We start from the raw sequence: 24,333 nt of genomic DNA, 5'->3' as shown, positions 1-24,333 counted from the left end.
CAGCCGTCGCTATTTGGACTTCCAACTGTCCAGCCAGCGACGGAAACCTTTGCGCTTTTCATCAATCGCATCGCCCGCAGCGTAGAGGCCATCCTCCATGTTCTCCAACACGGGATCGATACGTTTTTGCCGAAAGCGACGCCAACGAACCCAGATCGCCCATACCAAGGCAGCGAACACCGTCAGGAAGATGATGTTGAACCATGGGATGATGCGTACGTCCGGTCCGTCGACATGCCGGATGAACACGGCGTTTGGAAAGATCGACATGAACTCGTTCCGCCAGCCATAGTGGGTGACGACCACCCAATCCGGGTTGTCCTTGGTCGATTTGGCATCATTCGCCTCGGTATACAGATTAGCGGTGTCGAACTTGAAATAGGGCGGCCAGCCCCAGCCGGTGTCTTCATTTCGGTAGACAATCGGTTTGCCATTGGCACGCACCGCCTGAATGAACTGCACATCGCGGTTCGACAGGCTGGTCGATTGGTCCTCTGGCTCGGACCAAAAGATGCGCGTCCAGTCGGTCAGATCCTGGCGTTCTTCATAGGTATTCACGATCCGCACGACATCTTGTTGCGGCAGCGCGTATTGCAGGATCGTTCCGATCGTGACCCAGAAGATGATGATGAACGCCCATTTCACATAGGCCATGCCGTAACCTCACATATAATTCACGATATAGATCAGCGCACCAATTGCCACCCAAGGCACAACATAGACGCCCAAAATCAATTTACGCCGGAACGAATTGTCGTAGACATGCAGGCCGCGGGCCACAAATGCCTCTTTGTTGCCGGTCTTACCCTTTTCGTCCCACCAGCTTTCCAGCTTGCGCCGCCGCACACCACGCGAGTACAGCGACAGCGCAAAATAGGCAATCGTCTGAAGAACCAGCAGGATCAGGAACAGGCGCATTGCTCCGAACATTTCAGTCCCTCCTCACCGCACCCCAGGGGCCGACTCGTGCGATCACGGCGTCGCTGACGCGGTCATTGCCGCTCATGTCAGGCTCGTGGCCAAACAATGCGGCCCGGGCTCCGGATTTATCCACCTGATACTCGCGCGCAAGGAAGTCGGCAACATAGGCCTTCTTGGCCTCAGGCCAGGTCCGGTAAGTGCTGTAGAACAGCTCTTTATGGCAGATAAACAGCTGGCGCGGATCCAGCGGAGCAAGCTCGGCCAGCAGCATGTTGACCAAATCGCGCTGTGGCGTATCGGCGGCGCGCAGAGTGTAGAAATAGGCCGGGTGATCCGAGGTGATCCGAGGCCACGGCCCGCCATCCGTCGCCCAGCGCAAAAGTTGGGCCAGCCCGTGATAAGCCTCGGGCAGCCGATCTGAATGCCTGCGCGCAAGGCGGCGCATATCGCTACGATCCAGACCGGTCAGATCGACCTGGGCATCTGCAGCGGCGGCGATGGTCAGAAAATCCATCTTTTGCTGCAGGATTGCGGCCGAGTCCACGCCGCGCGCCTCGATGATGGTTTCGACCAGATCGTTGTAGTCAAGAAACTTGGCGATCTGGTTGCGCTGCGACTGGTCAAACACAAATTTGACGGGCAGGTCATCGGGTTTTTCACCCATACAGATCGCCGCCGGATGGTCCAGATCAGGGAACAGATAGAGCCCGCCGAAATGCGCTGTCCAGAAATTGCGTTGCTCGAACGCGGTGTGACGCAGACGTACGGGGTTGCGGGTGACGTCTCCGGTATCCCTGGCGGTTTCGATCATCTCGGCGATCAGCACATCGTCAAACCAGGCGTCCTCTTCGGTCTTGAACCGTTCCACCATGCCTGCGAGTTGTTGCGCCTTGCGCAGGGTACCCCCGGTCGTGTCTGCCTCGATCTCGATCTTGCGCAGGTTCAGCAAGTCGGCAGGCGTGGTGAGTTTGAAGACCGAGTTCACCAGTTCTCCGGCCACCGCATCGGTGGCGGTTAGGGCAAACAGCTGTGCCTCGTTCATTTCGATGAATTCGCGCAGGATCTCGCGCGAGGTCGAGAAATTGACGTTCAGCAGAGGCGCGCGTTTCTGTTCGGTCGTCAGCAGGATGAACTGCCGGTTGACCCCGTTAGGGTTGAGGTAGAGCGGATCGTCAAACTCCTGCCCGATCTCGGGGGAATAGCCCGAGATGTCCACATGGAAATCCGCAAGCTGAGTGGCCTTGCCCGCCAGATGCTGCAATGCGCGGTTATAGCGCTCGACCAGAGCCGGGCTGGAGATGTGGACGAGATTGCCGAACATAAGGCCTTTTTCGATGAGGCGGATCATGGGAACGCTCTCGCATGTTGAATGCGCTCTCCAAGTTCAAAACCGCTATCTAGAAAATCAGCCATTTGTCGTGTCGTCATTTGAGTAAGAGTTCAGTCGCTTTTGGCGGGTATTCCAACCTAGTATGTCCGGTATATCCACAATGGTGAACGCGACAGCAGCCAGCCCCAAAAAGTTCCTTTTGAATAAAATCCAGGGCGTTTCACCTCCCTCCGTAGTTGGATTGTTAAAGAACGGCGATATCTCTCCGAACTCGACAAAGGTAATGAGCCAAGCGCCCAACAAGGGTAGCGCCAGAATGTAAATGGCCCTTTTTAGTCCCTTAGATTTCAAATGACTTATTCCTTTCTCACTGGTTTAGTTGACACCCACTATACAAGCCCCGCTGCTGCACGACGCACAACAATCGTCGCCAAAACAAACAACGGCAACGCAAACGCCCGCGCTGTGATCTGCAAGTTGAACCCGACGTAAGATACCACACTGCCTTCGAACAGGATCAGCGTTTCCTCCCATGTCGTGCCCTCAAACCCACCGCCTGTGTTCACGCCGAACTGGGTCAGAAACAGCACCGCCACTGCGCCCAGAAAGCCGAATACGCCCCAGCGCACGGGCAAGATGAAACCCAGAACGAGTGCTAAACCGGTGATCGCAAGTGTCAACGTCATGTCATTGCCTCCTTTGACCAATGGCGCGTTGTTGCATACGCGCCTCCGGCCAAGATCATTGCGGGGACAAACCAGAACAACGCGCGACCAAGGAAATGTGAAGGCATTTCACCGGGACCAAAGGCGTGGAGCAGCGAGACCGGGCGCAAGATGGATGCGCCGTTCATCCAGATCTCGAACAGGGAACTCCAGATATAGGTGACCGCAAAGATGATCAGCGTGAGCATGGCAAAGGCCCAACCGGATGGCGGGCGACGGCGCGCGACGGCTCTGCCGAAGAAGATGCAAGCGCCGATCAGGCTTGCAAAGATCAGGATTGGGCCGCCTGTCACCCCTTGCCCTCCAGATACCGTCGTTTGGCCTCTTCCATCCGGCCCATCTCACGCACGGCGTTTTCGATGGCAACCTCGTCGCTCTTGTCGGCATAGCGGAACTCGCTGTCGGCGTAGCGGTTGATTTCCTGCATCACCATCTCAACGGTGATCGGCTGGCGCAGGTCCTCAATCATGGCCTTCTTGGCGTCGTAGTCGCGGAACAGGAACAAGTCGGGGTTCTCCATCCATTCGTCCGGCAGTTCGAAGTCCATCGCGCGGACCTTGACCGCGTCGGTGATGTTCTTGATCGCGCGGCCGGTGAAACGCTCATCCGCCTGCTGGATCGCCTTGAGATAGGTGCCCAGCTTGGCGATTGTGTCCATCTGGCCTATTTCGCCCGCCACCCGGTCGTAGACTTGCAACAAGGCGTCCTCGTGCGGGCGGGAGTGGCTTTCGAAACTGGCGGCGACGGCCTTTTTGATCTCCTGCGCGGCATAGGCGTCGTGCTCGCCCAGCGGGATGTCGTGGTTGCGGCCCATCAGCAGGTGCAGGATATCGATGTAATCCTCGCGCGTTTGCGGGCCGTCCACCAGGAACCGAGCACCCGCCCGCTGGCGCAGGGCGTCGTCCACGTTTTCAGGGTAGTTCGAGAACATGCCAAAGGTGCAGTTGCCGCGCACGACGGTGTTGGCACCCGCAAAGCTCTCCATCAACACGGCGGTGATTTCCAGCTGCCCGGCCGAGGACTGCCGGTCGCCGCGTTTGCCCGCCAGCTGGTCGATATCGTCGACGGTGCCAAAACCGATGACCGAGGGGTCGATGATCGTGTTGATAAACGCCTTGGCGTTCTGGCCGGATTTGCCCTGATAGCTGTCGATATTGTCGGTGCTCAGGTTCTGATAGCGGAACGGGTAGCCCGCGTTCTGGCAATAATCGTTGATCAGCCCGGCCATCATCTGGATCAGAGTGGTCTTGCCGGTGCCCGGCTTCCCGTCGCCCATGAAGGTAAAGATGAACCCGCCGAGTTCCGCGAACGGGTTCAGGCGGCGGTCGAAGTCATAGGCCATCAGCATCTTGGCCAGCTTCATTGCCTGATACTTGGCGATATGGTTGCCCACGACCTCATTCGGTTTCTTGAAGGTCATGGTGAGGGTGGTGGATTTGGCTTTGGAGGCCGGTGCAAACCCCCGGATCGTCAGATCGTCGGCCTCAATATGCCAGGCGGCGTTCTGGAACGCGGCCAAATGGTCAGCCGATTGCGCGCGCAGGGCGACCTTGTCCATCAACTGCTCGGCATAGGCACTGATCGCCGCGATCAGATGGGCATCGTCGGGGGCATGTTTCGCCAGCACCTGATCCAGCTCCCACAAGGTGCCGTGCAGGGCAAGCTGGCCATTGTCCGTCAACACCTCTTCGATCTCACCCAGATCAACCGTGGTTTCGCCCAGATGAGACGACATCAGATAAGCCAGCGCATTGCCCAGCACATGAGATGTGATCAAAGCCTCAGCCGTCAGCAATTCCGAAAACTCGGTCTTGCGCGCAACAGGCAAATCCCCCGCCATATTGGCCCGCTTCAAATCGGCCAACGGAGTCTGCTCCGCATATGCCTCGGCCACCGCCAAAGCGATGGCAATCGCGCGCCGAATGGCCTGCTGCGCCGTGGCCTGAGAGGGTGAGACCAGCGTATCGCCATCGTCCGACGCCTCGATCCGCTCAACCAGATGCACTCCATCGGCTCGCACGCTCCGCCGCGTCACCAATCCCGGCGTGGTGGATCGAAACCGCCGCCCCGTCGACACGCCCGGGGACCGCTCAACCGCCACATCAACCGGTTTCGCAATCCGCGGCGCGTGTTCGAACCCGTTCAACAGGGCCGTCGCCGCCGGGTAATGCTTGCGAATATCGTCTTCGCGCAATTCCATCTGATCTGACGTCAAACTCATCTCAAAAACCGCCCATGCTTCATCTTTTCAAAAATACTCTCGCCAAAGGCGAAACTAATAGCGCAACACCTGCCCCGTTTTGCTGACCACAAACTTGCGCACATCGGCAAAGCCCGGCGGGTTGCGCTCGGCCAGCACCTGAAACGGACGCTGAGGCAGAATGATTGAACGCTGCGTGCGCGTCGCTCCGGTTTCAGCCCCTTGCCCGCCAAACGGATCCAGCGCGAAGACCTCGCGCTCAACCGTCGAGAACCACCCGGCGCGTTCCTCGATCACCTCTTCGCTCTCCAACTCTTCGGTCGTCCAGGCCAGCGCCCAATCCTGCCCCTGAGGGGCCTGCGCGTCCTCCAGCACCTGCCGCAAGGGGCCGGATTGCTCGGTAAAGGCCGAGGAATACATCGGACCCACATGAATACGTCGCAGATGTTTGGGATGCAGGTCGTCGAAATCCTGATCGAACCCCTTGGCGATAGTCACCAGCTTCAAACCACCCAAGGATTGCGCCATCAGATGCGCCTGCACCTCGGGCCAGCGGCGCTGGTCCTTGGGCAAGGCCGTCCGACCGCTGTCCTCCAACTGCATCAGGTAGATGACCGGCAGATTGATCTGGCTGTCATAGACCGCCCAGTGGATCAGGAACTTGCGCCGCTCGCCCTCATTTCCGATCCAGTGGCATTCGGGATCGTTACGGGCCCAGAACAGCTGACCTTTCAGCAATTCCTCGTAGTAGAGCCTTTGGGACAGCGCGAATTGCAGCTTGGTGGGGATCTCCTGATCGCCAATGATCGTGCGGACCATGTCGGTTTTCAGGTCGTCTTCCGAGGGCATATTCGCCAGATGCACCTGCGCCTGCTGTGCGTCATTGGCCATAGTCAGCAGCTCGGCCGCCACCGGAAACCCGCTGTCGCGCTTGTCCATGGCAAGGCTACCAAAGAACCGCCCCGTATCGCGCCCGACCAGCAGGTATTTCATGGAGAGCGCGCGGAAGGTGTAGAGCAGCCCCGAGAGATACCGCGACACGATCCGCACCTCTTGCTTGCTGATCGCGCCCTCAGCCTCCATCGTCGCGGCCACGCGCAGGAGGTGGACGGTGATCACCTCGAATTTGCGGAAGTATCGACGCGAGGCGAAAGTGTCGGTCAGGCCGACATGATCTTGGGTGGGGTTAGTCATTGGCAGATTTATTACACCCGTTTGTGCGGCATTGATGAAGCCGCCAAGGCAAAAGAAGAACTTCCGAGATCAGGTACAATGCGAAGATGATAAGCCCGAAGATTACACTACCCGGCCCGACATATAGAGTGAGGAAGCCGAGCAGCTTATAAGCTCCGCCATCGACACCGATTTCATGCAGAAGGGCCGTTAGGCCATAGACAGGGAACGGCCAAACCACGAGAAAGAGGCCAATTCTGAGCAGCCTAAAGTCTTTTTGGCTAAACCACTTCATCCGCCATACAAATTCTTATCATGCTTCTCGACAATCGAGGCAAAGCGGCGAGCAAAGCGTTCGTCCGCTTTGGCCTTTTTCTCCAGCACGTCGCGAGCAAAGACCATGTGGTCCTCATGCGCCTCAAGCATGTCGGCCATTTTCTGGTTGGTCGCGGTGCCGATGGCGGCCATGGCGGATTGCGCTTCTTGGTCGGTCTGCACGCCGATCTCGTTGATGCGGTGGGCCACGTCCTGCTGCTGCGCGGTTTTCAGCGATTTGGTCAGGGCGTCATACAGCACCACGCGCTGTTGCGTGTCTGTCTGCAGCTTGTTGATCAGCACCATCTGCGTCGCCGCCTGGTTTTGCAGTGAATCGACCCAGGTCTTGCCCTTTTCGATATAACGCTCCAGCGTCTGGCTTTTGGCCAGCTTGACCTGTTCCTCCTGAACTTTGGCGTTGTATTGCTTGTTCAATTCGGCCAGTTCGGTTTCCAGCTGGGTGCGCGCAGCGGCATCCTGTTCGACGCTGATCTTGTTTTCCAGCGTGATGATCGTCGGGTCCATGCCCTGAATCTCGGTGCGCAAGGCCTCAAGCTCTGCAACGGTCGCCTCACGGTCGTCCAGCGTGACGGTCAGGTTGTCCTCGACCTTGACGCGCTGTTCCTCCAGCACGGCCAACTGACCTTCCAGCAGTTTGACGATCACGTCGGACTTAGCGATCAGGTCCTGCAGCTTGTCGTCGATATTGGCCGTGCGCATCCGTTCCTGCCGCATGGACTCGGATTTGGCCTTGGCGAAGATGCCCACAAACGACTCCCACCCGGTTTTCGACCGCATCTCGTCAAAATCCTTGGAAAACGCGTTGGTGACATCGTCCAACCCCATGATCAGCTCGGCAATATTGGCGTTCATCACCTCGGTATGGGCGTGAACATCCTCAAGCGTGGCGTTTTCGATGTCGATATCTGCCTCGGCGGTGCCAATCTTGGCACGCGCGGCCTCGATCCGCGAGGTCAGCCCTTCGATCTGCGATTGGCTTTCGCGCACCTTGGCTTGAGTTTCCTGAATGAGCGCTTCGAATTGCTGGTTCGACATCTGTCCTATCCTTGTTTTTCTTATATACCCAATAAGATAGGGAATGTTACGCCTATTTACATCCCCTCGGGCTCTAAAATCATTGAAAGATTGGCAAACTCGGGGACAAAAAGATAGGCGGGACCATCGAACGGCACAGGTAAAAGAACCGGCGCGGCAGCTGTGCAACTTGTCATCAAACTGAATCAAAACCGTCACGATCGCGCAACAATGTGCGTCCATCCCACTTGGGCCCAAGTGAGAGAGGATACCAACCGATGTCGTTGCGCTTTGTCTGCCTGACATCTGCCCTTGCCCTGACTGCTGGTCAGGCTGCGGCAGAGATGAATTTCAACCGAATTGCGTCTTTCCCCGTCGTAAAAAACATGGCCGAGGGCGCGGATACCAACCGCGAAACCTCGCCCGAAATTATCGCGGCCACTGCAGATGGCATGACATTGGTCTATACTGACAGCCCGCTTGGCGTGATCGGCATGGTCGACATCACCGATCCTGCGAACCCCACCCCTTTGGGCGCGATGGAAGTCGGTGGTGAGCCAACCTCTGTCGGGATTGTCGGCACAACGGCATTCGTCGGCGTGAATACCTCCGAAAGCTACACCGCGCCGTCGGGCAGGCTGATTTCAGTCGATATCGCGGGCAAGGCCGAAACCGGTGCCTGTGATCTGGGCGGTCAGCCCGACAGCGTCGCCATCTCGCCCGATGCCAGCTTTGTCGCCGTGGCGATCGAGAATGAGCGCGACGAAGATCTGAACGAGGGCATCATCCCGCAGCTTCCCGCAGGTGAGCTGGCGCTGGTGCCGCTGAAAGATGGCACGCTGGACTGTGCGGGCATGAAAATGGCCTCTTTGACCGGTTTGGCCGAGGTTGCGCCCACCGATCCCGAGCCTGAGTTTGTGGACATTAACAGCCGCGGTGAGACCGTCGTCACCCTGCAGGAAAACAACCACATCGCGGTTGTGGGCAAGGATGGCACCGTGATAAGCCATTTCTCGGCCGGAAGCGTGGATCTGGAGGGCATTGACGCCACCGATGAGCGCGGCGCACTGATCTTCACCGAAAACCAACCGGGTCGCCTGCGTGAACCCGATGCGGTGAAATGGATCGACGATAACCACTTCGCCACCGCCAATGAAGGCGACTATGAGGGCGGCTCACGCGGCTGGACGATCTTCCACAAGGACGGCACCGTCGTTTACGAGAACGGCACCGATTTCGAGAAAGCCATTATCCAGATCGGTCACTACCCCGACAAACGCTCGGACAGCAAAGGGGTCGAGCCCGAAAGCGTGACCGCAGCCACCTTCGGCGGTACACCGATGATCTTTGTGGGGGCCGAGCGTGCCTCGGTCGTGGGTGTCTACGACGCCACCGATCCGGCAAACCCGGTGCTGAAACAGCTGCTGCCCTCGGGCGTCGGCCCTGAAGGCTATGTAGCGATCCCCGAGCGCAACCTGCTGATCTCGGCCAACGAAAAAGACCTGATCGAAGATGGCGGCCCGCGCGCCCATATCTCGATTTTCGAATATCAGGATGCGCCCGCAACCTATCCCCATCTCACGTCAGAGGGCGCGGATGAGCTGATCGGATGGGGTGCTCTGTCCGGTCTGGTGGCAGACGCGGACGGCATGATCTATGCGGTCAACGACAGCTTCTACGGTTTCCAGCCCTCGATCTTCAAGATCGACCCAAGCCAGCAGCCCGCTCGCATCGTGGACGTGATCCGCATCCACCGCCAGGACGGCAACCCGGCACAAAAGCTGGACCTTGAGGGCATCACGCTGGATGGCAACGGTGGCTTCTATGTCGCCTCCGAAGGCCGCACCGACCGAGTCATCCCGCATGCGATCTATCATGTCGGCGCGGATGGTCTGATCAAGGACCGCAAGGGCGAGATCGGCCTGCCTGCCGAGTTGATGGCTGTCGAGAAACGCTTTGGCTTTGAAGGCATCACCAAAGTCGGTGACACCTTGTGGATGGCCGTACAGCGCGAATGGAAGGACGACCCGGCAAACCATGTCAAACTGGTGGCTTACAATCTGGAAAGCGGCGAGTGGGGTGCCGTGCACTATCCCAAAGCCCAGCCCGAAACCGGCTGGGTCGGCCTGTCCGAAATCGCAGCCTTCGGCGATCATATCTATGTCATCGAACGCGATAACCAGCATGACCACCGCGCCGTGACCAAAAAGGTCTACCGCATCCCGCTGTCCGAAATGACCCCGGCCCCGCTGGGCGGCCCCCTGCCCGTGGTCAGCAAGCAAGAGGTCCGCGACCTGCTGCCCGACCTGACCTCGACCGGAGGCTACGTTCTGGACAAGATCGAAGGTCTGGCCATCCTGCCTTCGGGCGAGGCGTTTGTGATGACTGACAATGACGGCGTCGACGATGCCTCAGGCGAGACCATGTTCTGGTCGATTGGGTCAGTGACCGCCGGGAACTGACGATCATTCCCGAATACCAAACCTACCCTGCGCAGCAATTGTGCAGGGTTTTTCGATTCAGGATTGGAAGTGATGCAGGTTAGAAGATCCAGTCCAGATCGCTATTGGTTACGCCAACGAAGCCAAAGCAGCCGTGCCAATGGGAAGCAACTGATAAACAAAACAAGCAGTATCATACCCACTGCCCGGGGATCATTTAGTAGATTTACTATGGGATTTGGCCTTTCCGAAGCAGGTTCTGCTTTTGGAACAAAAACATGTTCGATTGTCCAAGCAGATTTCGTCTCATCAGATAGTTCAGACCACCCTACGACACGAATTGCATCTGTTTCTCCGTAAATGAGTAGCAGATCCGTTTCTCCGTTGAAGCCGGGCACCTCTGTCCTTTCAACCATTTCCTCTGGCACATCGCGAAATCTAATGCGATTGCCCGAGATACTGTGATCGATAATAGTGTCCGCTCCATCACCCAGCTCAAAAGTATAGGTGTCGTAAGAGTCGTATCCGACCAGAACGTCGTTCCCTTTCGCGCCCCGAAACGCATCTCGCAGATTGGTGCCCCCGAGATCATTGTCTGCAGAATTTCCGTTTCTTACCAACCCCATATTCAGCGTTGGACCATCACCGACCATGCCAGAATAGTCTTCAGTCATGGCCGGAGGCAAAACTTCAGCCGAGCTCAGAGCCGGTAGGGACAAAAGCAAGAGCGGAACAAAATGTCGAAACATCAACAACCTGAGACAGCCAATCCCTCAAATCTGGCAGGGCCGTGTGGAAGAAACAAGGGGACATGAAACCGGAGCGTGCATTTCACGAGGTTACTAAGCGCCAGGTAGAACAAGAAAGTGCTTTGTTGGCTAAAACACAACGCCCCGCGCCTGGAGGTACGCGGGGCGTGCAGTCTGCGACAGGCCACAGAGGCAGGGCCGTCGCAAAGTGATCAAGTGCCTCAGTTCACGGCTTTGGCATCGACCACATCTTTTTCGATGGCTTTGCCATTCGAAATCTCGATCCGGCGCGGTTTCAGCGCTTCGGGCACTTCGCGCTTCAGATCGATGTTCAACATGCCATCCTCATGGCTTGCGCCGGTGACGCGGACATGATCGGCAAGGGCAAAGCGACGCTCGAACGCGCGCGTGGCAATACCGCGATGCAAATAGTTGCGCTCGGGTTGGTCGGCGGCTTTCTTGCCCGCAACGATCAGTGCGCTTTCCTTAACTTCGACCGACAGATCGGCCTCGGAAAAACCGGCGACGGCTACCGAGATGCGATAGGTGTCGGCCTCGGTCTTTTCGATGTTGTATGGCGGATAGCTTGGCTGGGCCACGTCATTGGTCAGGACCCGATCCATCATGTCTGCGACGCGGTCAAACCCGATGGTAGCGCGGTGCAGCGGTGCAAAATCAAATGTACGCATATGTCATATCCTCTTTCCTGAGCGATGTGCAAAACGGCCCTCCGTTACGGACGGGCTCTGGGTTACGCGGGCCCCTGTTCAGGCGACCCGATACACCTCAGATGGGAAGAGAGTTGACAGGGTTCAAGACCCGCCTGCGCTGATGAACTTCGCACCTGAACTGGACTTGTCAGAGCCCGGTTGCAGCCGTCGTATCGTCGCCGTCGGGCGCGGGGCATTCCGGCGCATGGCGCCCTTCAGCTCGGCCACAATGCCCGCGAGTTCCATCCCGTAGCCCACCTTCTGTGGTCCGTTCCAGGCAACGGCCGAGACAACCGAAAGGATCTGCCAGCGCGGCCCGTTTCTGGCCAGTATCGCAGACCCTGACGACCCGAAGGTCACATCGCAATTGAACGCGATCAGCCCCTGACCACGTTCAACGATGTTGCACGACCGCTGACGCGTAATCGCCTCGGCGCGGCCACGCCCATAAGAGGCGACGCTGATCTCGTTATTGAGAACACGTCCGGAATACAAAGCGAACGGGTTTGCAATGGCATAGGGAATAGGCTCTTCCAGACGCATCAGAGCCACATCAACGCGGACGTTCTCGGCCGAAACCGGCGCGTTGGCGACATAGTCCTTATGGGCCGCAATCTGAATCACCTTGCGCTCTGCCAAAGCCTGGCCATCGCTTAGGCCAGCGCGAAAAGTCACCTTCCCCTGCGCATATGGTTTTCCGGTCGCGCGATCCAGGGCGCAATGGGCAGCGGTCAGCACCAAATCCTTCGCGATCAGAGTGCCGGTGCAGAAACCGTCATTTCCGATATCCAATCGTCCGACCGCCTCCCAGCCATACAGATCGTCGCGATCGGTCAGACGGCGTTTGCCGCTGTTCTGCGCCTGCGCTGCGGTAAGACAAATGGAAACAAGCAAGACTATGGATAGGAATATGCGGCTCATGGTTTCAGAAATTTCGCCCCCAGATTTGTAGACCCCGGGCCCGTCGACGCGCGCAATCCACGCCCTTGCGACAACTCGGCCTGCAGCAATTCCAACGATTGCTCAAGCGCCGTTCCCAGTGCGACGCGACGCCCGTCCATTTCAGCCTTGGCGGCGACGACCGAAACGATACGCGGGCGGTCCCCTTCAAACGAAAAGACAGGTGCGCCCGAGGCGCCGAAATCAACATCGCAGGACATCACCAAAACGCCTGCCTGCCGCGCCATCACCGAACACACCTCTTGCAGCGAGGGTGCCTCGGCCCGGTCGTGCGCGTAAGAAACAACGCCCACGTCTTCCCCATGCGCGGGGCGGTGGCCTGTTTCGAACGGGACGACCGACGTGATGCGGATCGGCTGTCGGAGCTCGATCAACGCGATGTCGTGGCGTACACGCGTGACCGACGCCCCGCCATCAAATTCATAATCAGGATGCACCACGGTGCGCAGCGCGGCCCGATACGCCAGCGCATGCCCCAATCGCCAGCCTGCCAGAAACTCGATCCGTGCGGGGTCGATGGGCTGCTTGGTGACCTTATCGAACAGACAATGCGCCGCCGTCAGCACCAATGTGGGAGAGATCAAGGCACCCGTGCAGAACCCTGTACCGTCGATATCCAGACGGCCAACCGCCATCCACGCGCGCCCGGCATGCGAGGTCTCGAGGCGCTCCAGTCTGGTATCCTGCGCCTGCACGACCAAGGGCAGCAGGCTGATTACAAAAGCCGCAATCCAATTGCGCACGGGGGCCTCCGGTCATTGGGTCCAGCGCCGAGTCGTACGCGTGAGGTGCGGCAAAATTAGGGCAATATCAGAAATGCGCAGCACCCTGTGATGTCTACAAGATCAGCGCAGAACAGGCACCACCGGTTGCCCAGCAGCCATGGCGCGCGGGCGTGGCCCGCCGGTCGCCCAATCCAACAGTTCCACCGTATGCACAACAGGTGTCGCAGTGCCGGAACCGATCTGCATCATGCAGCCGATGTTTCCGGCTGCAATCACATCCGGTTTCTTGGCCTCAAGCGTCTGCAGCTTGCGCTGTTTCAGCTTGGCCGAGATTTCGGGCTGCATCAGGTTGTATGTCCCGGCACTTCCACAACACAGATGGCTGTCAGCAGGCTCTACTACGGTAAATCCGGTCTTTTTCAGCAGGGTCTTGGGATACGACTTGATCTGTTGGCCATGTTGCAAAGAGCAGGCCGCATGATATGCGACGACCAAATTCTGATCCATCTGTTCGGGCAGATCGAGTTGCATCAGCAGCTCGCTGATATCCATCGCGATCCCTGCAACACGCGCGGCATCCGCCGCCAGAGGATCGTTGCGGAACATGTGGCCATAGTCTTTCACCGTCGTACCGCATCCGGATGTGTTTATGACAATCGCGTCCAGCCCGTCCGCATCCATCTCGGCAACCCAGGCCCTGATATTGGCGGCAGCCGCGTGGTGACTTTCCACGGTCTTACCCATGTGATGGGTCAGCGCGCCACAGCACCCTGCCCCGTCAGCAATCACGACCTCACATCCCAGACGCGTCAGCAGGCGAATCGTGGCATCATTGATATCGGTATTCAGTGCCTTCTGCGCACACCCCGTCATCAGGGCCACACGCTTCTTTCGGGGTCCCTTGGGCAAGAAGCTCTGCGGATCATCGTTGCGGCTGACCGGCGGGATATGCTTCGGCGCCATATCCAACATCGCTTTTAACCTGGCGTCCGGCATGAGAAACCGGAAAGGACGGCCAAGCTTTGCCCCGATCAGCGCCCAGCGGAAACGCATCGGATAGGGCAATATCCGGGCCAGAACCCAGCGCAGCATACGATCTGTCAGCGGTCGCCTGTAGTTTGCTTCGATGTATTCTCGCGCATGATCTACCAGATGCATGTAGTGCACGCCCGAAGGGCAGGTTGTCATGCACGCCAGACACGAGAGGCACCGGTCGATATGTTTGACCGTTTTTTCGTCCGGAACACGCTCATTCTCCAGCATGTCCTTGATCAGATAAATGCGCCCGCGGGGGCTATCCAACTCGTCGCCCAACACCTGATAGGTGGGGCAGGTCGCGGTGCAAAACCCGCAATGAACGCAGCTCCTCAGAATCTCGTTCGAGCGCTGGATTGCCGGATTCTGCAGTTGCTCTTCCGTAAAACTTGTTTGCATCGCCTACCCCATCAGGCCCGGATTAAACAAACCGCGCGGATCGAATTTCGCGCGCAGAGCCTGTGCCAGAGCCGAGACTGTCGGGGCCTCGGGCTGAAAGCGGCTCAGGGTTTCGAAGGTCTGACGCTCTGCGCGCACCAGTGTGGCGTGACCCGAGAATTCGCCCAGCCTGTTCCTCAAATCCGTACCGGCTGCAACACGCATCCAGATCAATCCGCCCCCCCAGTCGAACAACAGCTGCTCGGCACGAGCGCGCGTTGCAACCTCTGGCGCATCACTTGGCTTGACCGACACGCGCCAGACATCTCCTTGCGAGCCATGAAAGGCGCGCACGTCACGTATGGCGTTCCAAACCGCTGCGGGATCAGCCTCTTCCGAGACCGGGCCGAACTGCTGCAGGTCAGCGGCCAGTTTGCTACATCGATATTCAACCGAGTCGGCAAAGCCCTCGACTCTGACAAAGGCCCTTTGATCACCTGGGTCATATGCTGCGCCGCTTACCTCAAACGGCGATTTCAACGCCTGCGAGAGCACACGCACCGCAGTCTCGGCATCCCCCACCGCAAGCGACAGCGTCGCAACCTGATCAGGCTTGGGAAGCACTTTCAACGAAACCTCGGTCAAAACGCCCAACGTGCCCCATGACCCGGCCATCAGCTTGACCAGATCGTAGCCGGTGACGTTCTTCATCACGCGACCACCGTTCTTGACCACCTGCCCGCGCCCATCAACAAAGCGCACACCCAGCAGAAAATCCCGGCATGCCCCGGCCTGAATGCGCCGGGGCCCCGAAACATTCGCCGCGACAACCCCGCCAATGGTCGGCACGCCCGTGCAGCCCAGCAAGCCACGATGGTCCATCGGCTCAAAGGCCAATTGCTGACCTTCCGCTTCCAACGCAGCCTCGATCTCGGCCAGCGGCGTGCCCGCCCGCGCCACCAGCGTCAATGCACCCGGCTCATAAAGCGTGATGCCACTCAGGCCAGCAGTGCTCAGCGATGGCGCTGCTCCGGTTACGCCGCGTGTCCCGCCCCCGACAATGCAAACAGGCGCCTTCAAGCCCGTTACAAGTTCAGCCAGTTCCGCTTCTGTCTCTGGTGCCATATCATTTCTTCTGTTCAAGATTACTTTGAGGGAAGCCGCGCCTGTGCGACATAGGCAGGGCCCTCTACTCTGCGGCCATCCGTCGACCTTCGGAAACGTCCAGCGGGAACACCTTCGCAGGGTTCAGCAGCCATGCGGGATCGAACACATCCTTGACCGCCATTTGCGCCTCAAGATCGGCGGGCGCATATTGATGATGCATCAGGTCGCGCTTTTCGATCCCCACCCCATGCTCGCCGGTCAGACACCCGCCTTCATCCACACAGAGTTTCAGAATCTCCGCCCCAAACGCCTCGCATTTCTCAAGATCACCGGGCTTGTTGGCGTCAAACAGGATCAGAGGATGCATGTTCCCGTCGCCCGCATGGAACACATTGCCGACGGGCAAACCGTAGTCTTCGCTCAACTCACCGATCCGGCGCAGCACGGCGGGCAGGGCGGACACGGGAATCGTTCCGTCCAGACACATGTAGTCGTTCATCTGCCCCATCGCGCCAAAAGCCGATTTTCGGCCAAGCCAGATCTTCGCACTCTCCTCAGCGGATTGGCTTTCGCGCAGTTCCACCGGATTGTGCCGCTTCGCGATCTCGATGATCTTTGACAACTGATAGTCGATCTCGGCCTCTGACCCCTCGACTTCGACAATCAGCAACGCCTCGCAATCAGGATATCCGGCATGGGCAAAGTTTTCGCAGGCCTGAATGCACAACCGGTCCATGAACTCGATCGCGACCGGCAGAATGCCCGATTTGATGATATCAGAGACACATTGCCCCGCGACCTCATTGTCATCAAACCCCATCAGGACGGGCCGCGCCCCCTCGGGCTTGCGCAGGATACGCAGCGTGGCCTCGGTCACGACACCCAGTTGCCCTTCCGACCCGCAGATCACGCCCAGAAGGTCCAGCCCCGGGGCATCCAGATGGGCACCGCCGATCTCGACCACGCGACCATCCATCATCACCATGGTCACGCCCAGCAGGTTGTTCGTCGTCACGCCGTATTTCAGACAATGCGCCCCGCCTGAGTTCATTGCGATATTGCCTGCAATCGCGCAGGCCAGTTGCGAGGACGGGTCGGGCGCGTAAAAGAAATCCTGTTCCTCCACCGCGCCGGTGACGCTCAGGTTGGTCCGGCCGGTCTGCACCTTGATGAAGCGATTGTCATAATCGACCTCCAGCACCTCATTCATCCGCGCCACGCCCAGAATGACGCAATCGGCGGTGGGCAAGGCCCCCCCAGCCAGCGAGGTGCCCGACCCGCGTGGCACCACCGGCACCCCTTCGTCATGACAGATGCGCAGAACGTCCGAGACCTCCTGCGTATTCGACGGCAGCACAGCCAGCATCGGCGGGCAGCGATAGGCGGTCAGAGCGTCACACTCATAGGCACGGGTCTCGGCCGGATCATGAATGATCGCATCCTTGGGCAAAACCCGCGACAGACGCGTGACAAGCTGGGCTTTGCGGCGCAAAACGGCGGGGTTTGGGGTGGGCATTTCCATGGCTGACCTCCAATTTGGTAAAATAATATTACCAATTTATCCATCTGGCAAGTTCGCATCCGCCCGCCTACTGTCGCGCCATGACCTGGATCGACCGCGCAGCCCTGTTCTCACCGCTGGATTACCTGGCCATCGCCCTGCTGCTTGGCGCGTGGCTGGGGATCGGTTGGCGGATCGAGAACCCATCGCCCCACAAACAATCCGTCGCGATGATGATGGATGATTTTCGGCGTGGCTGGATGCGGGAAATGGTAACGCGGCAGCCCCGCATGTTCGACGCGCAGGTCGTTGCGGCGATGCGACAGGGCAGCACGTTTTTCGCCTCGACGACCATGATCGCGATAGGGGGCGGTTTGGCGCTGTTGGGCAACACCGAACGTCTGGCCGGTGTCGCCAACGATCTGGCCATCGGCAGCGCACCCGCTGTGGTATGGGAGATCAAGATATTGATTGTAATCCTTTTTCTCGCGAATGCCTTCCTCAAATATGTCTGGGCGCATCGTTTATTCGGATATTGCGCGATCCTGATGGCAGCGGTGCCCAATGAACCCGAAGACCCCGCCGCTTATCCGCGTGCCGCACAGGCGGCCGAAATCTGCGTCACTGCCGCCCGCAGCTTCAACCGCGCCTTGCGGGCGACCTATTTCGCGCTGGCCTCGCTCGCGTGGATCCTTGGCCCGGTCGCCCTGATGATCGGCGCGGCGATCACCTTTGGTGTTCTCTATCGCCGCGAATTTGCCTCGCAATCGCGGTCGATCCTGATGAAACAGGGCACCCACACACAGTCGTGATCCCAATTCGGCCTGCAAACCCGTACATTCACGCTATGCGATATGTGATTCTTGCCGCCCTTCTGGCCAGCCCCGCCCTTGCCGATGATCCCGTCATCGAGAACGTCACCGCCAGCCAGAGCGGCGATACCTGGCGATTCGACGTGACCGTCTCGCATCCGGAAACCGGCTGGGACGATTATGCCGACGGCTGGCGCGTGCTGGATATGGAGGGGGCAGAGCTGGGGATGCGCGTGCTGCATCACCCGCATGAGAATGAACAGCCCTTTACCCGGTCACTCAGCGGTGTCGCGATCCCGGCAGGCACGTCTCAGGTGCAGGTGCAGGCCCGCACCAATGTGGATGGCTGGGCCAAAGAAACCTTTGTGATTGATTTGAACTAGAACACGCCCAACGTCAGACCCGCGCCCAGCGCCGCGCCGATCTCTCGGCATTGGTCCAGTTGATCCTGTGGAATGGTCTTTTCGGCCAGAATAGCCTCGGGCGTTTGCGCGTGGGTGCAGAGGATCAGCGGCGGCTGCACCTCTTTCAGCCGCCAGCCAGTTGCGATGCGGGCGATCTGACGGGCCGCGTTCTGCCCGTCGGACCCGGCACATATCATCTGGGCATAGGGGCGACCTTCGATCCGGCCTAGAACGGGATAGTAGCTGCGATCGAAAAACTCCTTCATCAGACCCGAAATTGCCGCCAGATTCTCGGGGGCGCAGAAGATATAGCCGTCGGCGGCCAGCAGATCCTCCGGCCCCGCTTGATCGGCGGTTTTCAGGATCGTATCAGCCTCATCTCGCGCGGCCTCGGCTGCGGCCTCGGCCATCTGCCGGGCCCCGCCTGTGCGCGAATGGTAAACGATCAGAAGCTGCGCCATGTCTCAGACCCGGTGATAAGGGCCGCCCGAGAGGATGGTTGCAGCCCGATACAGTTGCTCGGCCAGCATCACACGGACCAGCATATGGGGCCAGACCATCGACCCGAACGAGATCGAAAAATCTGCCTCGGCGCGCAGTGAGGGATCGATTCCGTCTGCTCCGCCAATGATCAGCGCCAGATCCTGCCGACCGGCGTCGCGCCATTTGCCCAGCTTGTTCGCAAAGTCTGGCGAAGACAGCACCCGCCCGCGCTCGTCCAGCGTACAGATCACAGCTCCTTTGGGCAGCGCCTTGCGCAATAACGCAGCCTCGGCTCCCATACCTGCGTTTTTCTTGTCCTCGACCTCAATCATCCGCGCGGGACCAAGGCCCAGACCGCGGCCGGTCCGGTCAAATCGGGTCAGGTAATTATCAAGCAGGGACTTCTCCGGTCCGGCGCGCAATCGCCCGACCGCAACTATGCTGATCCGCATATCTCTCTCGCCTCCGGCCCCTCAATACGGACCGGGATGGCGCCTCAGTTCGCTGAGGCGCTGCCGCCCTGAGGCAGCCACATCTTTTCCAGCTGATAGAATTCACGCACTTCGGGGCGGAAGATATGAACGACCACGTCGCCCGTATCGATCAGCACCCAGTCGCCGGCATCCTTGCCTTCGACCTTCGAGGTGAAACCGAATTCCTGCTTGATGCGATCCGTCAGCTTTTCCGCCATGGCTGCGACCTGACGGGTCGACCGACCCGAGGCAATTACCATGTGATCCGCAACAGAAGACTTGCCCTGCAGGTTGATCTGCACGACGTCTTCGGCCTTGTCATCGGAAAGTGAGGAAAGGATACGTTCAAGCAGCTTGTCGCTGATTGACTGAGAGTGGGCCATCACACTGGCCCCGTCATCGGCGGGCAAACCCGCCTGTGCATGTAGAGACAGGACATAGTCCTCCTTTGCTGCGCGCCGCCAAATCCCCGGCGCTGGGGTCCTATTAAGGTAACAAGGGGAATGCAACATTTCAATGAACAGGCGGCGCTGGGCCGTGACGCCCCCTCACTCTTTGGCGAGCTGTTGCGCGTCTGCGTCGTCCGGCAGCAGCCGCACCTCGCGCTGCGGGAACGGCAACGAAATGTTTTCGGCCTGAAACGCATCCCAAAGGGCCAGGTAGACATTGCCCCGGATATTGGTCAGCCCCTTGGTCGGATCGCTGATCCAGAACCGTAGGACATAGTCCACGCTGCTGTCGCCGAACCCTATGATATGGCAGACCGGCTCATGTGACCCTCCGCTCAGCACCCGACCCACGGTTTTCACCGACCGGATGGCCGTGGCGCGAACCTTGTGCGGGTCATCGCCGTAACTGGTGCCGAAATTCAGATCCAGCCGCACGAACTTGTCCGAATGCGACCAGTTCACCACCTGATTGGTGATCAGGTCTTCGTTCGGGATCAGATATTCCCGCCCATCCCGCGTCACCACCGAGACATAGCGCGCGCCCAGTGAGTTGATCCAGCCGAACGTATCCCCCAGCGAGATCACATCGCCGGGCTTGATCGACCGGTCCATCAGAATGATGATGCCAGAAATTAGGTTCGAGACCACCTTCTGCAGCCCGAACCCGATCCCCACACCTATCGCACCGGACAGCAGTGCAATGCCGGTCAGGTCAAACCCAAGCGTGCGGATCGCGGCCATGAAAACCGCGCCATACAGCAGCACCTGGATGCCTTTGGCCAACAGCACCTGCATCGAAGGCGTGATGTCGTCATTGTTTTTCAGACCCCGCTCGGCGGCGCGTGTTCCAAGCCGCGCCAGCGTCAGCAGAATACCGATCAGCAAAATCGCCTTGAGAATGCCCAGCGCCGAGATGTGCAAATCCCCGATGGAAATCGCGACACCATCCAGAAACCCGGCCACGTCATCGGTCAGGTTCAGCGCAATCAGAGTGGCATAGACCCACATCGACCACTTGAAGATCTGCCTCAGCGTGCGGTTGCGGACTAATCGCGAGACCAGCGCAATCGCCAGCCAGGCCGCAGCCAGCGTGGCGAAAACACCGATGATGTAGCTGCGCGAGGGCCATGTCGTCTGCTGCATCACCCAATAAAGACCCCAGGACAGCATCACGAAATAGACCAGCGTCAGGCGTCGCATCAGTTGGATAAGAATGCGCAGCCGCCATTTCGGCCAGCCGATGCGGGCGCGGGCCCATGCCTCCCACCGGTTTTGGGTCAGAAGCCTCAGCAAGAAAGCCAGCAGCCAGAGGAACAGGATAATGACCAGCTGGTATTGCCGCCACCCCGGCGTAACGACCAGTTCGATCAGATTTGAGAATTGTGCTGAGAAGGCCGCCGTCATATTGGCAAAAAGCTCGGACAGCGTTTCCGGTAACAGATCCTGGTTCATGGCCATCAGCTTGGCCATCCGTGTGAGGGGATGCAAGCCCGTACCCGGATTGAACCTTGATTGACGGCAAACCCCGTTATATCTGGTGCGCATGAGACTCAATGTGGCCCAACAGCAGAACCTGGAAGATCGCGCGCGCCTGCGCGAACGGTTCTTTGGGGCTGCCCGCACGGTTCTGGCCCGGCTATCCGCGGCCTAAGCCACCTCGCCAGCTATTTCTCATTTACATACGGGGAGAGGACAGATGTCCCCCAAAACACTCTATGACAAGATCTGGGATGCCCATGTCGCGCATGAAGCCGATGATGGCACCTGCCTGCTTTATATCGACCGCCATCTGGTGCACGAAGTGACCAGCCCGCAGGCGTTCGAAGGCCTGCGCATGGCGGGCCGCAAGGTGCGCGCACCGGAAAAGACGATTGCTGTGCCGGACCACAACGTTCCAACCACGCCGGACCGCGTGAACGGGATCGAAAACCCCGAATCGCGCATTCAGGTCGAAGCGCTGGACAAGAACGCCAAAGATTTCGGCATCCACTACTATCCTGTGCACGACGTCCGTCAGGGTATCGTTCACATCGTCGGCCCCGAGCAAGGCTGGACCCTGCCCGGCATGACCGTTGTTTGCGGCGACAGCCACACCGCTACCCACGGCGCGTTTGGTGCTCTGGCCCACGGCATCGGGACGTCCGAGGTTGAGCATGTTCTGGCCACCCAGACCCTGATCCAGAAGAAGTCCAAGAACATGAAGGTCGAGATCACCGGCAAACTGCAGCCGGGCGTGACCGCCAAGGACATCACTCTGGCCGTAATTGGTGAGACTGGCACCGCTGGCGGCACCGGCTATGTCATCGAATATTGTGGTGAAGCGATCCGCGATCTGTCGATGGAAGGTCGTATGACCGTCTGCAACATGGCCATCGAAGGCGGCGCACGCGCGGGCCTGATCGCGCCGGATGAGACCACGTTCGAATATGTCAAAGGCCGCCCCCATGCCCCGAAAGGCGCCCAGTGGGAAGCAGCGATGGATTGGTGGAAAACGCTCTATACAGATGAGGGCGCGCATTTCGACAAGGTCGTGACCCTGCGCGGTGAAGACATCGCGCCGGTCGTGACGTGGGGCACCAGCCCCGAGGATGTTCTACCGATCACCGCGACCGTCCCGCACCCCGAAGATTTCGAAGGCGGCAAGGTCGACGCGGCCCGTCGCTCGATTGAGTATATGGGTCTGGAAGCGGGTCAGAAGCTGAGCGAAGTCGAGGTCGACACAGTCTTCATCGGATCGTGCACCAATGGCCGGATCGAAGATCTGCGCGCTGCAGCCGAAATCCTGAAAGGCAAAAAGATCAAGGAAGGCATGCGCGCCATGGTCGTGCCCGGCTCGGGCCTTGTTCGGGCTCAGGCCGAAGAAGAAGGTCTGGCCGACATCTTCAAAGAGGCCGGGTTTGAATGGCGTCTGGCGGGTTGTTCCATGTGTCTGGCGATGAACCCCGATCAGTTGCAACCGGGTGAGCGCTGCGCCGCGACCTCGAACCGCAACTTCGAAGGGCGTCAAGGACGGGGTGGACGGACCCACCTGCTAAGCCCCGCGATGGCCGCCGCAGCGGCGATCACGGGACGTCTTACAGACGTTCGTGAATTGATGTAAGGTCCGCTCATATCTAGATATTTGAGGGATTGAACAAATGAGTGACTGGATCAAATGGCTCCTGCTGGGGCTTCTGTCCATAGCGTTCGGCATCTTTGTGCTGGGCGCGCCTGTGGTGGCATCCGTAGCCGTCACGGTCGTGACTGGTGTGTTGCTACTGATCTCGGGCGTCTTGCAGGTCATCGGCGGCTTCACCGTCGAAGGCGTTGGCAACAAGATCCTGTCACTCATCATGGGTGCGGTCATGCTGTTTCTGGGCTGGTCCTTCCTGGATCACCCGCTGCAGGGCACGCTGACACTGGCAACCGTGATGCTGATCCTGTTCATGGCAGGCGGCATCGCGCGGATCATCCTGTCATTCCAGATGAAGGGCACACAGTTCTTCTGGCCGACCATCATCTCGGGTGTGCTGTCGATCATTCTGGCAGGCATCATCTGGAGCTATGTCGGACAGGAACCGCAGGCATTGCTGAGCATCCTGGGAATCTTCCTGGGCATCGAGATGCTGTTCAACGGGTTTGGCCTGGTCTTCATGGCCTTCTTCGTCAAGAACGCACCCAAAGACGAAACAACCGAAGCGAAAGAAGCTTAAACGCGAGGCACGGGCGCGGCCCTACCCCGCAGGAGTGTAGAGATGGAAAAGTTTGAAAAAGTCCACGGGGTGGCCGCCCCGATGCCGCTGATCAATATCGACACCGATATGATCATTCCCAAAGTGCACCTGAAAACCATCAAACGGTCCGGCCTTGGCGTCGTGCTGTTTGACGAGATGCGCTATCACGAGCATGGCGGCGAGAACGAGGATTTCGTCCTGAACAAACCCGCTTATCGCAATACCGAGATTCTGGTCGCTGGTGACAATTTCGGCTGCGGCTCATCGCGGGAACACGCGCCTTGGGCGATCAAGGATTTCGGCATCAAGGTCGTGATCTCGACCAGCTTCGCCGACATCTTCTTCAACAACTGCTTCAAAAACGGCATCCTGCCCATTGTCGTCGAGGAAGAACATCACGCGATCCTGATGGAAGACGCGCACAAGGGCGAGAACGCCCGGATGACCGTGCATCTGGAAGATCAGCAGATCACAACTTCGGATGGTGTGGTCATCGAATTCGACATCGATCCACACCGCAAGCACTGCCTGCTGAACGGTCTGGACGATATCGGCCTGACCATGGAGAAAGATCATCACATCGACAAATTCGAAGATCACGCGAGTCAGGCCCGCCCCTGGGTCTGATTCTTGTGGGCGAATCTGTGGATACTCAACCTGATGGGGTCGCAAGAGCGGCCCCATCTTCTTTTAG

26 protein-coding genes are annotated in these 24,333 nt (G+C 58.8%); 7 read left to right on the top strand and 19 right to left on the bottom strand.

Features of this window, described 5'->3' with window-relative positions:
- Positions 1-9: 9 nt before the first annotated feature.
- The 8 genes from ACR0KM_RS07040 to ACR0KM_RS07005 form a co-directional block, all read right to left on the bottom strand.
- The gene (locus tag ACR0KM_RS07040) at positions 10-654 is read right to left on the bottom strand and encodes a DUF1523 family protein (RefSeq protein WP_480823218.1); all 645 of its coding nucleotides are present in this window, start codon (positions 652-654) and stop codon (positions 10-12) included.
- A gap of 9 nt (positions 655-663) precedes the next feature.
- The gene (locus ACR0KM_RS07035; protein ID WP_480860679.1) at positions 664-930 is read right to left on the bottom strand and encodes a hypothetical protein; all 267 of its coding nucleotides are present in this window, start codon (positions 928-930) and stop codon (positions 664-666) included.
- Between the two features lies 1 nt (position 931).
- Positions 932-2,269, bottom strand: a complete 1,338-nt coding sequence (locus ACR0KM_RS07030) for a DUF6638 family protein (RefSeq protein WP_480860677.1) — start codon at positions 2,267-2,269, stop codon at positions 932-934.
- Positions 2,270-2,640: 371 nt separating this feature from the next.
- Positions 2,641-2,937 carry a hypothetical protein gene (locus ACR0KM_RS07025; RefSeq protein ID WP_480823212.1) on the bottom strand — a complete coding sequence of 99 codons (297 nt, stop codon included), beginning with the start codon at positions 2,935-2,937 and terminating at the stop codon, positions 2,641-2,643.
- On the bottom strand, positions 2,934-3,269 hold the full coding sequence (locus ACR0KM_RS07020) for a hypothetical protein (protein ID WP_480823210.1): 336 nt from the start codon (positions 3,267-3,269) through the stop codon (positions 2,934-2,936). Before ACR0KM_RS07020 ends, ACR0KM_RS07025 begins: the two co-directional genes overlap by 4 nt.
- Entirely contained in the window at positions 3,266-5,197 is a 1,932-nt protein-coding gene (locus ACR0KM_RS07015) for an AAA family ATPase (RefSeq protein ID WP_480860675.1), read from the bottom strand. Before ACR0KM_RS07015 ends, ACR0KM_RS07020 begins: the two co-directional genes overlap by 4 nt.
- Positions 5,198-5,251: 54 nt before the next feature.
- Positions 5,252-6,370: a hypothetical protein gene (locus tag ACR0KM_RS07010; RefSeq protein WP_480823206.1), complete on the bottom strand. Its 1,119-nt coding sequence runs from the start codon at positions 6,368-6,370 to the stop codon at positions 5,252-5,254.
- A gap of 270 nt (positions 6,371-6,640) precedes the next feature.
- The gene (locus ACR0KM_RS07005) at positions 6,641-7,720 is read right to left on the bottom strand and encodes a hypothetical protein (RefSeq protein ID WP_480823204.1); all 1,080 of its coding nucleotides are present in this window, start codon (positions 7,718-7,720) and stop codon (positions 6,641-6,643) included.
- Positions 7,721-7,977: 257 nt separating this feature from the next.
- Between ACR0KM_RS07005 and ACR0KM_RS07000 the strand changes: the two genes are divergently transcribed.
- A complete protein-coding gene (locus ACR0KM_RS07000; RefSeq protein ID WP_480860673.1) occupies positions 7,978-10,161 on the top strand; it encodes an esterase-like activity of phytase family protein in 2,184 nt (727 codons plus the stop codon).
- A gap of 101 nt (positions 10,162-10,262) precedes the next feature.
- Here the strand turns inward: ACR0KM_RS07000 and ACR0KM_RS06995 are convergent, their stop codons facing one another.
- The 7 genes from ACR0KM_RS06995 to ACR0KM_RS06965 form a co-directional block, all read right to left on the bottom strand.
- Positions 10,263-10,814, bottom strand: a complete 552-nt coding sequence (locus ACR0KM_RS06995) for a hypothetical protein (protein WP_480860671.1) — start codon at positions 10,812-10,814, stop codon at positions 10,263-10,265.
- A gap of 296 nt (positions 10,815-11,110) precedes the next feature.
- Positions 11,111-11,578, bottom strand: coding sequence for an Hsp20 family protein (locus ACR0KM_RS06990; RefSeq protein ID WP_480823198.1), 468 nt, complete (start codon positions 11,576-11,578; stop codon positions 11,111-11,113).
- Between the two features lie 123 nt (positions 11,579-11,701).
- On the bottom strand, positions 11,702-12,520 hold the full coding sequence (locus ACR0KM_RS06985) for a trypsin-like serine peptidase (RefSeq protein WP_480860670.1): 819 nt from the start codon (positions 12,518-12,520) through the stop codon (positions 11,702-11,704).
- Complete coding sequence (locus ACR0KM_RS06980; protein WP_480823194.1) at positions 12,517-13,302, bottom strand: trypsin-like serine peptidase; 786 nt, start codon at positions 13,300-13,302, stop codon at positions 12,517-12,519. Before ACR0KM_RS06980 ends, ACR0KM_RS06985 begins: the two co-directional genes overlap by 4 nt.
- Before the next feature lie 102 nt (positions 13,303-13,404).
- Positions 13,405-14,718 (bottom strand): glycolate oxidase subunit GlcF, encoded by a 1,314-nt coding sequence (gene glcF, locus ACR0KM_RS06975; RefSeq protein ID WP_480860668.1) that lies wholly within the window; start codon positions 14,716-14,718, stop codon positions 13,405-13,407.
- A gap of 3 nt (positions 14,719-14,721) precedes the next feature.
- Entirely contained in the window at positions 14,722-15,822 is a 1,101-nt protein-coding gene (glcE, locus tag ACR0KM_RS06970; protein ID WP_480860666.1) for a glycolate oxidase subunit GlcE, read from the bottom strand.
- 64 nt (positions 15,823-15,886) lie between these two features.
- The gene (locus ACR0KM_RS06965; RefSeq protein WP_480823188.1) at positions 15,887-17,326 is read right to left on the bottom strand and encodes an FAD-linked oxidase C-terminal domain-containing protein; all 1,440 of its coding nucleotides are present in this window, start codon (positions 17,324-17,326) and stop codon (positions 15,887-15,889) included.
- An 80-nt stretch (positions 17,327-17,406) separates the two neighbouring features.
- Between ACR0KM_RS06965 and ACR0KM_RS06960 the strand changes: the two genes are divergently transcribed.
- Positions 17,407-18,117: a DUF599 domain-containing protein gene (locus ACR0KM_RS06960; protein ID WP_480823186.1), complete on the top strand. Its 711-nt coding sequence runs from the start codon at positions 17,407-17,409 to the stop codon at positions 18,115-18,117.
- 35 nt (positions 18,118-18,152) lie between these two features.
- The gene (locus ACR0KM_RS06955) at positions 18,153-18,500 is read left to right on the top strand and encodes a hypothetical protein (RefSeq protein WP_480860664.1); all 348 of its coding nucleotides are present in this window, start codon (positions 18,153-18,155) and stop codon (positions 18,498-18,500) included.
- On the opposite strand, the gene ACR0KM_RS06950 is transcribed toward ACR0KM_RS06955, so the two are convergent.
- The 4 genes from ACR0KM_RS06950 to ACR0KM_RS06935 all read right to left on the bottom strand — a co-directional run bounded on the left by ACR0KM_RS06950 (position 18,497) and on the right by ACR0KM_RS06935 (position 21,378).
- The gene (locus ACR0KM_RS06950) at positions 18,497-18,982 is read right to left on the bottom strand and encodes a flavodoxin family protein (protein WP_480860661.1); all 486 of its coding nucleotides are present in this window, start codon (positions 18,980-18,982) and stop codon (positions 18,497-18,499) included. The genes ACR0KM_RS06955 and ACR0KM_RS06950 overlap by 4 nt on opposite strands.
- 3 nt (positions 18,983-18,985) lie before the next feature.
- The gene (gene rlmH, locus ACR0KM_RS06945) at positions 18,986-19,456 is read right to left on the bottom strand and encodes a 23S rRNA (pseudouridine(1915)-N(3))-methyltransferase RlmH (protein ID WP_480860660.1); all 471 of its coding nucleotides are present in this window, start codon (positions 19,454-19,456) and stop codon (positions 18,986-18,988) included.
- A 44-nt stretch (positions 19,457-19,500) separates the two neighbouring features.
- Complete coding sequence (rsfS, locus tag ACR0KM_RS06940; protein WP_480860658.1) at positions 19,501-19,860, bottom strand: ribosome silencing factor; 360 nt, start codon at positions 19,858-19,860, stop codon at positions 19,501-19,503.
- Positions 19,861-20,025: 165 nt separating this feature from the next.
- Positions 20,026-21,378 carry a mechanosensitive ion channel family protein gene (locus tag ACR0KM_RS06935; RefSeq protein ID WP_480823176.1) on the bottom strand — a complete coding sequence of 451 codons (1,353 nt, stop codon included), beginning with the start codon at positions 21,376-21,378 and terminating at the stop codon, positions 20,026-20,028.
- Positions 21,379-21,481: 103 nt separating this feature from the next.
- Between ACR0KM_RS06935 and ACR0KM_RS06930 the strand changes: the two genes are divergently transcribed.
- The 4 genes from ACR0KM_RS06930 to leuD are packed head-to-tail and all read left to right on the top strand — an operon-like array spanning position 21,482 to position 24,266.
- Complete coding sequence (locus tag ACR0KM_RS06930; RefSeq protein WP_254438069.1) at positions 21,482-21,577, top strand: isopropylmalate isomerase; 96 nt, start codon at positions 21,482-21,484, stop codon at positions 21,575-21,577.
- A 45-nt stretch (positions 21,578-21,622) separates the two neighbouring features.
- Positions 21,623-23,026 (top strand): 3-isopropylmalate dehydratase large subunit, encoded by a 1,404-nt coding sequence (gene leuC, locus ACR0KM_RS06925; RefSeq protein WP_480823174.1) that lies wholly within the window; start codon positions 21,623-21,625, stop codon positions 23,024-23,026.
- Between the two features lie 37 nt (positions 23,027-23,063).
- Positions 23,064-23,618 carry an HdeD family acid-resistance protein gene (locus tag ACR0KM_RS06920; protein WP_480860656.1) on the top strand — a complete coding sequence of 185 codons (555 nt, stop codon included), beginning with the start codon at positions 23,064-23,066 and terminating at the stop codon, positions 23,616-23,618.
- Positions 23,619-23,660: 42 nt separating this feature from the next.
- A complete protein-coding gene (gene leuD, locus ACR0KM_RS06915) occupies positions 23,661-24,266 on the top strand; it encodes a 3-isopropylmalate dehydratase small subunit (RefSeq protein ID WP_480860655.1) in 606 nt (201 codons plus the stop codon).
- Positions 24,267-24,333: the final 67 nt, after the last annotated feature.

The sequence above is a fragment of the Ruegeria sp. G10 genome, from assembly GCF_056533645.1.
Note: the sequence above shows the minus strand (reverse complement) of the source record. Positions and strands in the feature narration are given on the sequence as shown.

Excerpts from the sequence above, each read along its gene's own strand:
- ACR0KM_RS07040 (WP_480823218.1), bottom strand. The coding sequence starts at position 654 with ATGGCCTATGTGAAATGGGCGTTCATCATCATCTTCTGGGTCACGATC.
- ACR0KM_RS07035 (WP_480860679.1), bottom strand. The coding sequence starts at position 930 with ATGTTCGGAGCAATGCGCCTGTTCCTGATCCTGCTGGTTCTTCAGACG.
- ACR0KM_RS07030 (WP_480860677.1), bottom strand. The coding sequence starts at position 2,269 with ATGATCCGCCTCATCGAAAAAGGCCTTATGTTCGGCAATCTCGTCCAC.
- ACR0KM_RS07025 (WP_480823212.1), bottom strand. The coding sequence starts at position 2,937 with ATGACGTTGACACTTGCGATCACCGGTTTAGCACTCGTTCTGGGTTTC.
- ACR0KM_RS07015 (WP_480860675.1), bottom strand. The coding sequence starts at position 5,197 with ATGAGTTTGACGTCAGATCAGATGGAATTGCGCGAAGACGATATTCGC.
- ACR0KM_RS07010 (WP_480823206.1), bottom strand. The coding sequence starts at position 6,370 with ATGACTAACCCCACCCAAGATCATGTCGGCCTGACCGACACTTTCGCC.
- ACR0KM_RS07005 (WP_480823204.1), bottom strand. The coding sequence starts at position 7,720 with ATGTCGAACCAGCAATTCGAAGCGCTCATTCAGGAAACTCAAGCCAAG.
- ACR0KM_RS07000 (WP_480860673.1), top strand. The coding sequence starts at position 7,978 with ATGTCGTTGCGCTTTGTCTGCCTGACATCTGCCCTTGCCCTGACTGCT.
- ACR0KM_RS06995 (WP_480860671.1), bottom strand. The coding sequence starts at position 10,814 with ATGACTGAAGACTATTCTGGCATGGTCGGTGATGGTCCAACGCTGAAT.
- ACR0KM_RS06990 (WP_480823198.1), bottom strand. The coding sequence starts at position 11,578 with ATGCGTACATTTGATTTTGCACCGCTGCACCGCGCTACCATCGGGTTT.
- ACR0KM_RS06985 (WP_480860670.1), bottom strand. The coding sequence starts at position 12,520 with ATGAGCCGCATATTCCTATCCATAGTCTTGCTTGTTTCCATTTGTCTT.
- glcF (WP_480860668.1), bottom strand. The coding sequence starts at position 14,718 with ATGCAAACAAGTTTTACGGAAGAGCAACTGCAGAATCCGGCAATCCAG.
- glcE (WP_480860666.1), bottom strand. The coding sequence starts at position 15,822 with ATGGCACCAGAGACAGAAGCGGAACTGGCTGAACTTGTAACGGGCTTG.
- ACR0KM_RS06965 (WP_480823188.1), bottom strand. The coding sequence starts at position 17,326 with ATGGAAATGCCCACCCCAAACCCCGCCGTTTTGCGCCGCAAAGCCCAG.
- ACR0KM_RS06960 (WP_480823186.1), top strand. The coding sequence starts at position 17,407 with ATGACCTGGATCGACCGCGCAGCCCTGTTCTCACCGCTGGATTACCTG.
- ACR0KM_RS06955 (WP_480860664.1), top strand. The coding sequence starts at position 18,153 with ATGCGATATGTGATTCTTGCCGCCCTTCTGGCCAGCCCCGCCCTTGCC.
- ACR0KM_RS06950 (WP_480860661.1), bottom strand. The coding sequence starts at position 18,982 with ATGGCGCAGCTTCTGATCGTTTACCATTCGCGCACAGGCGGGGCCCGG.
- rlmH (WP_480860660.1), bottom strand. The coding sequence starts at position 19,456 with ATGCGGATCAGCATAGTTGCGGTCGGGCGATTGCGCGCCGGACCGGAG.
- rsfS (WP_480860658.1), bottom strand. The coding sequence starts at position 19,860 with ATGGCCCACTCTCAGTCAATCAGCGACAAGCTGCTTGAACGTATCCTT.
- ACR0KM_RS06935 (WP_480823176.1), bottom strand. The coding sequence starts at position 21,378 with ATGAACCAGGATCTGTTACCGGAAACGCTGTCCGAGCTTTTTGCCAAT.
- leuC (WP_480823174.1), top strand. The coding sequence starts at position 21,623 with ATGTCCCCCAAAACACTCTATGACAAGATCTGGGATGCCCATGTCGCG.
- ACR0KM_RS06920 (WP_480860656.1), top strand. The coding sequence starts at position 23,064 with ATGAGTGACTGGATCAAATGGCTCCTGCTGGGGCTTCTGTCCATAGCG.
- leuD (WP_480860655.1), top strand. The coding sequence starts at position 23,661 with ATGGAAAAGTTTGAAAAAGTCCACGGGGTGGCCGCCCCGATGCCGCTG.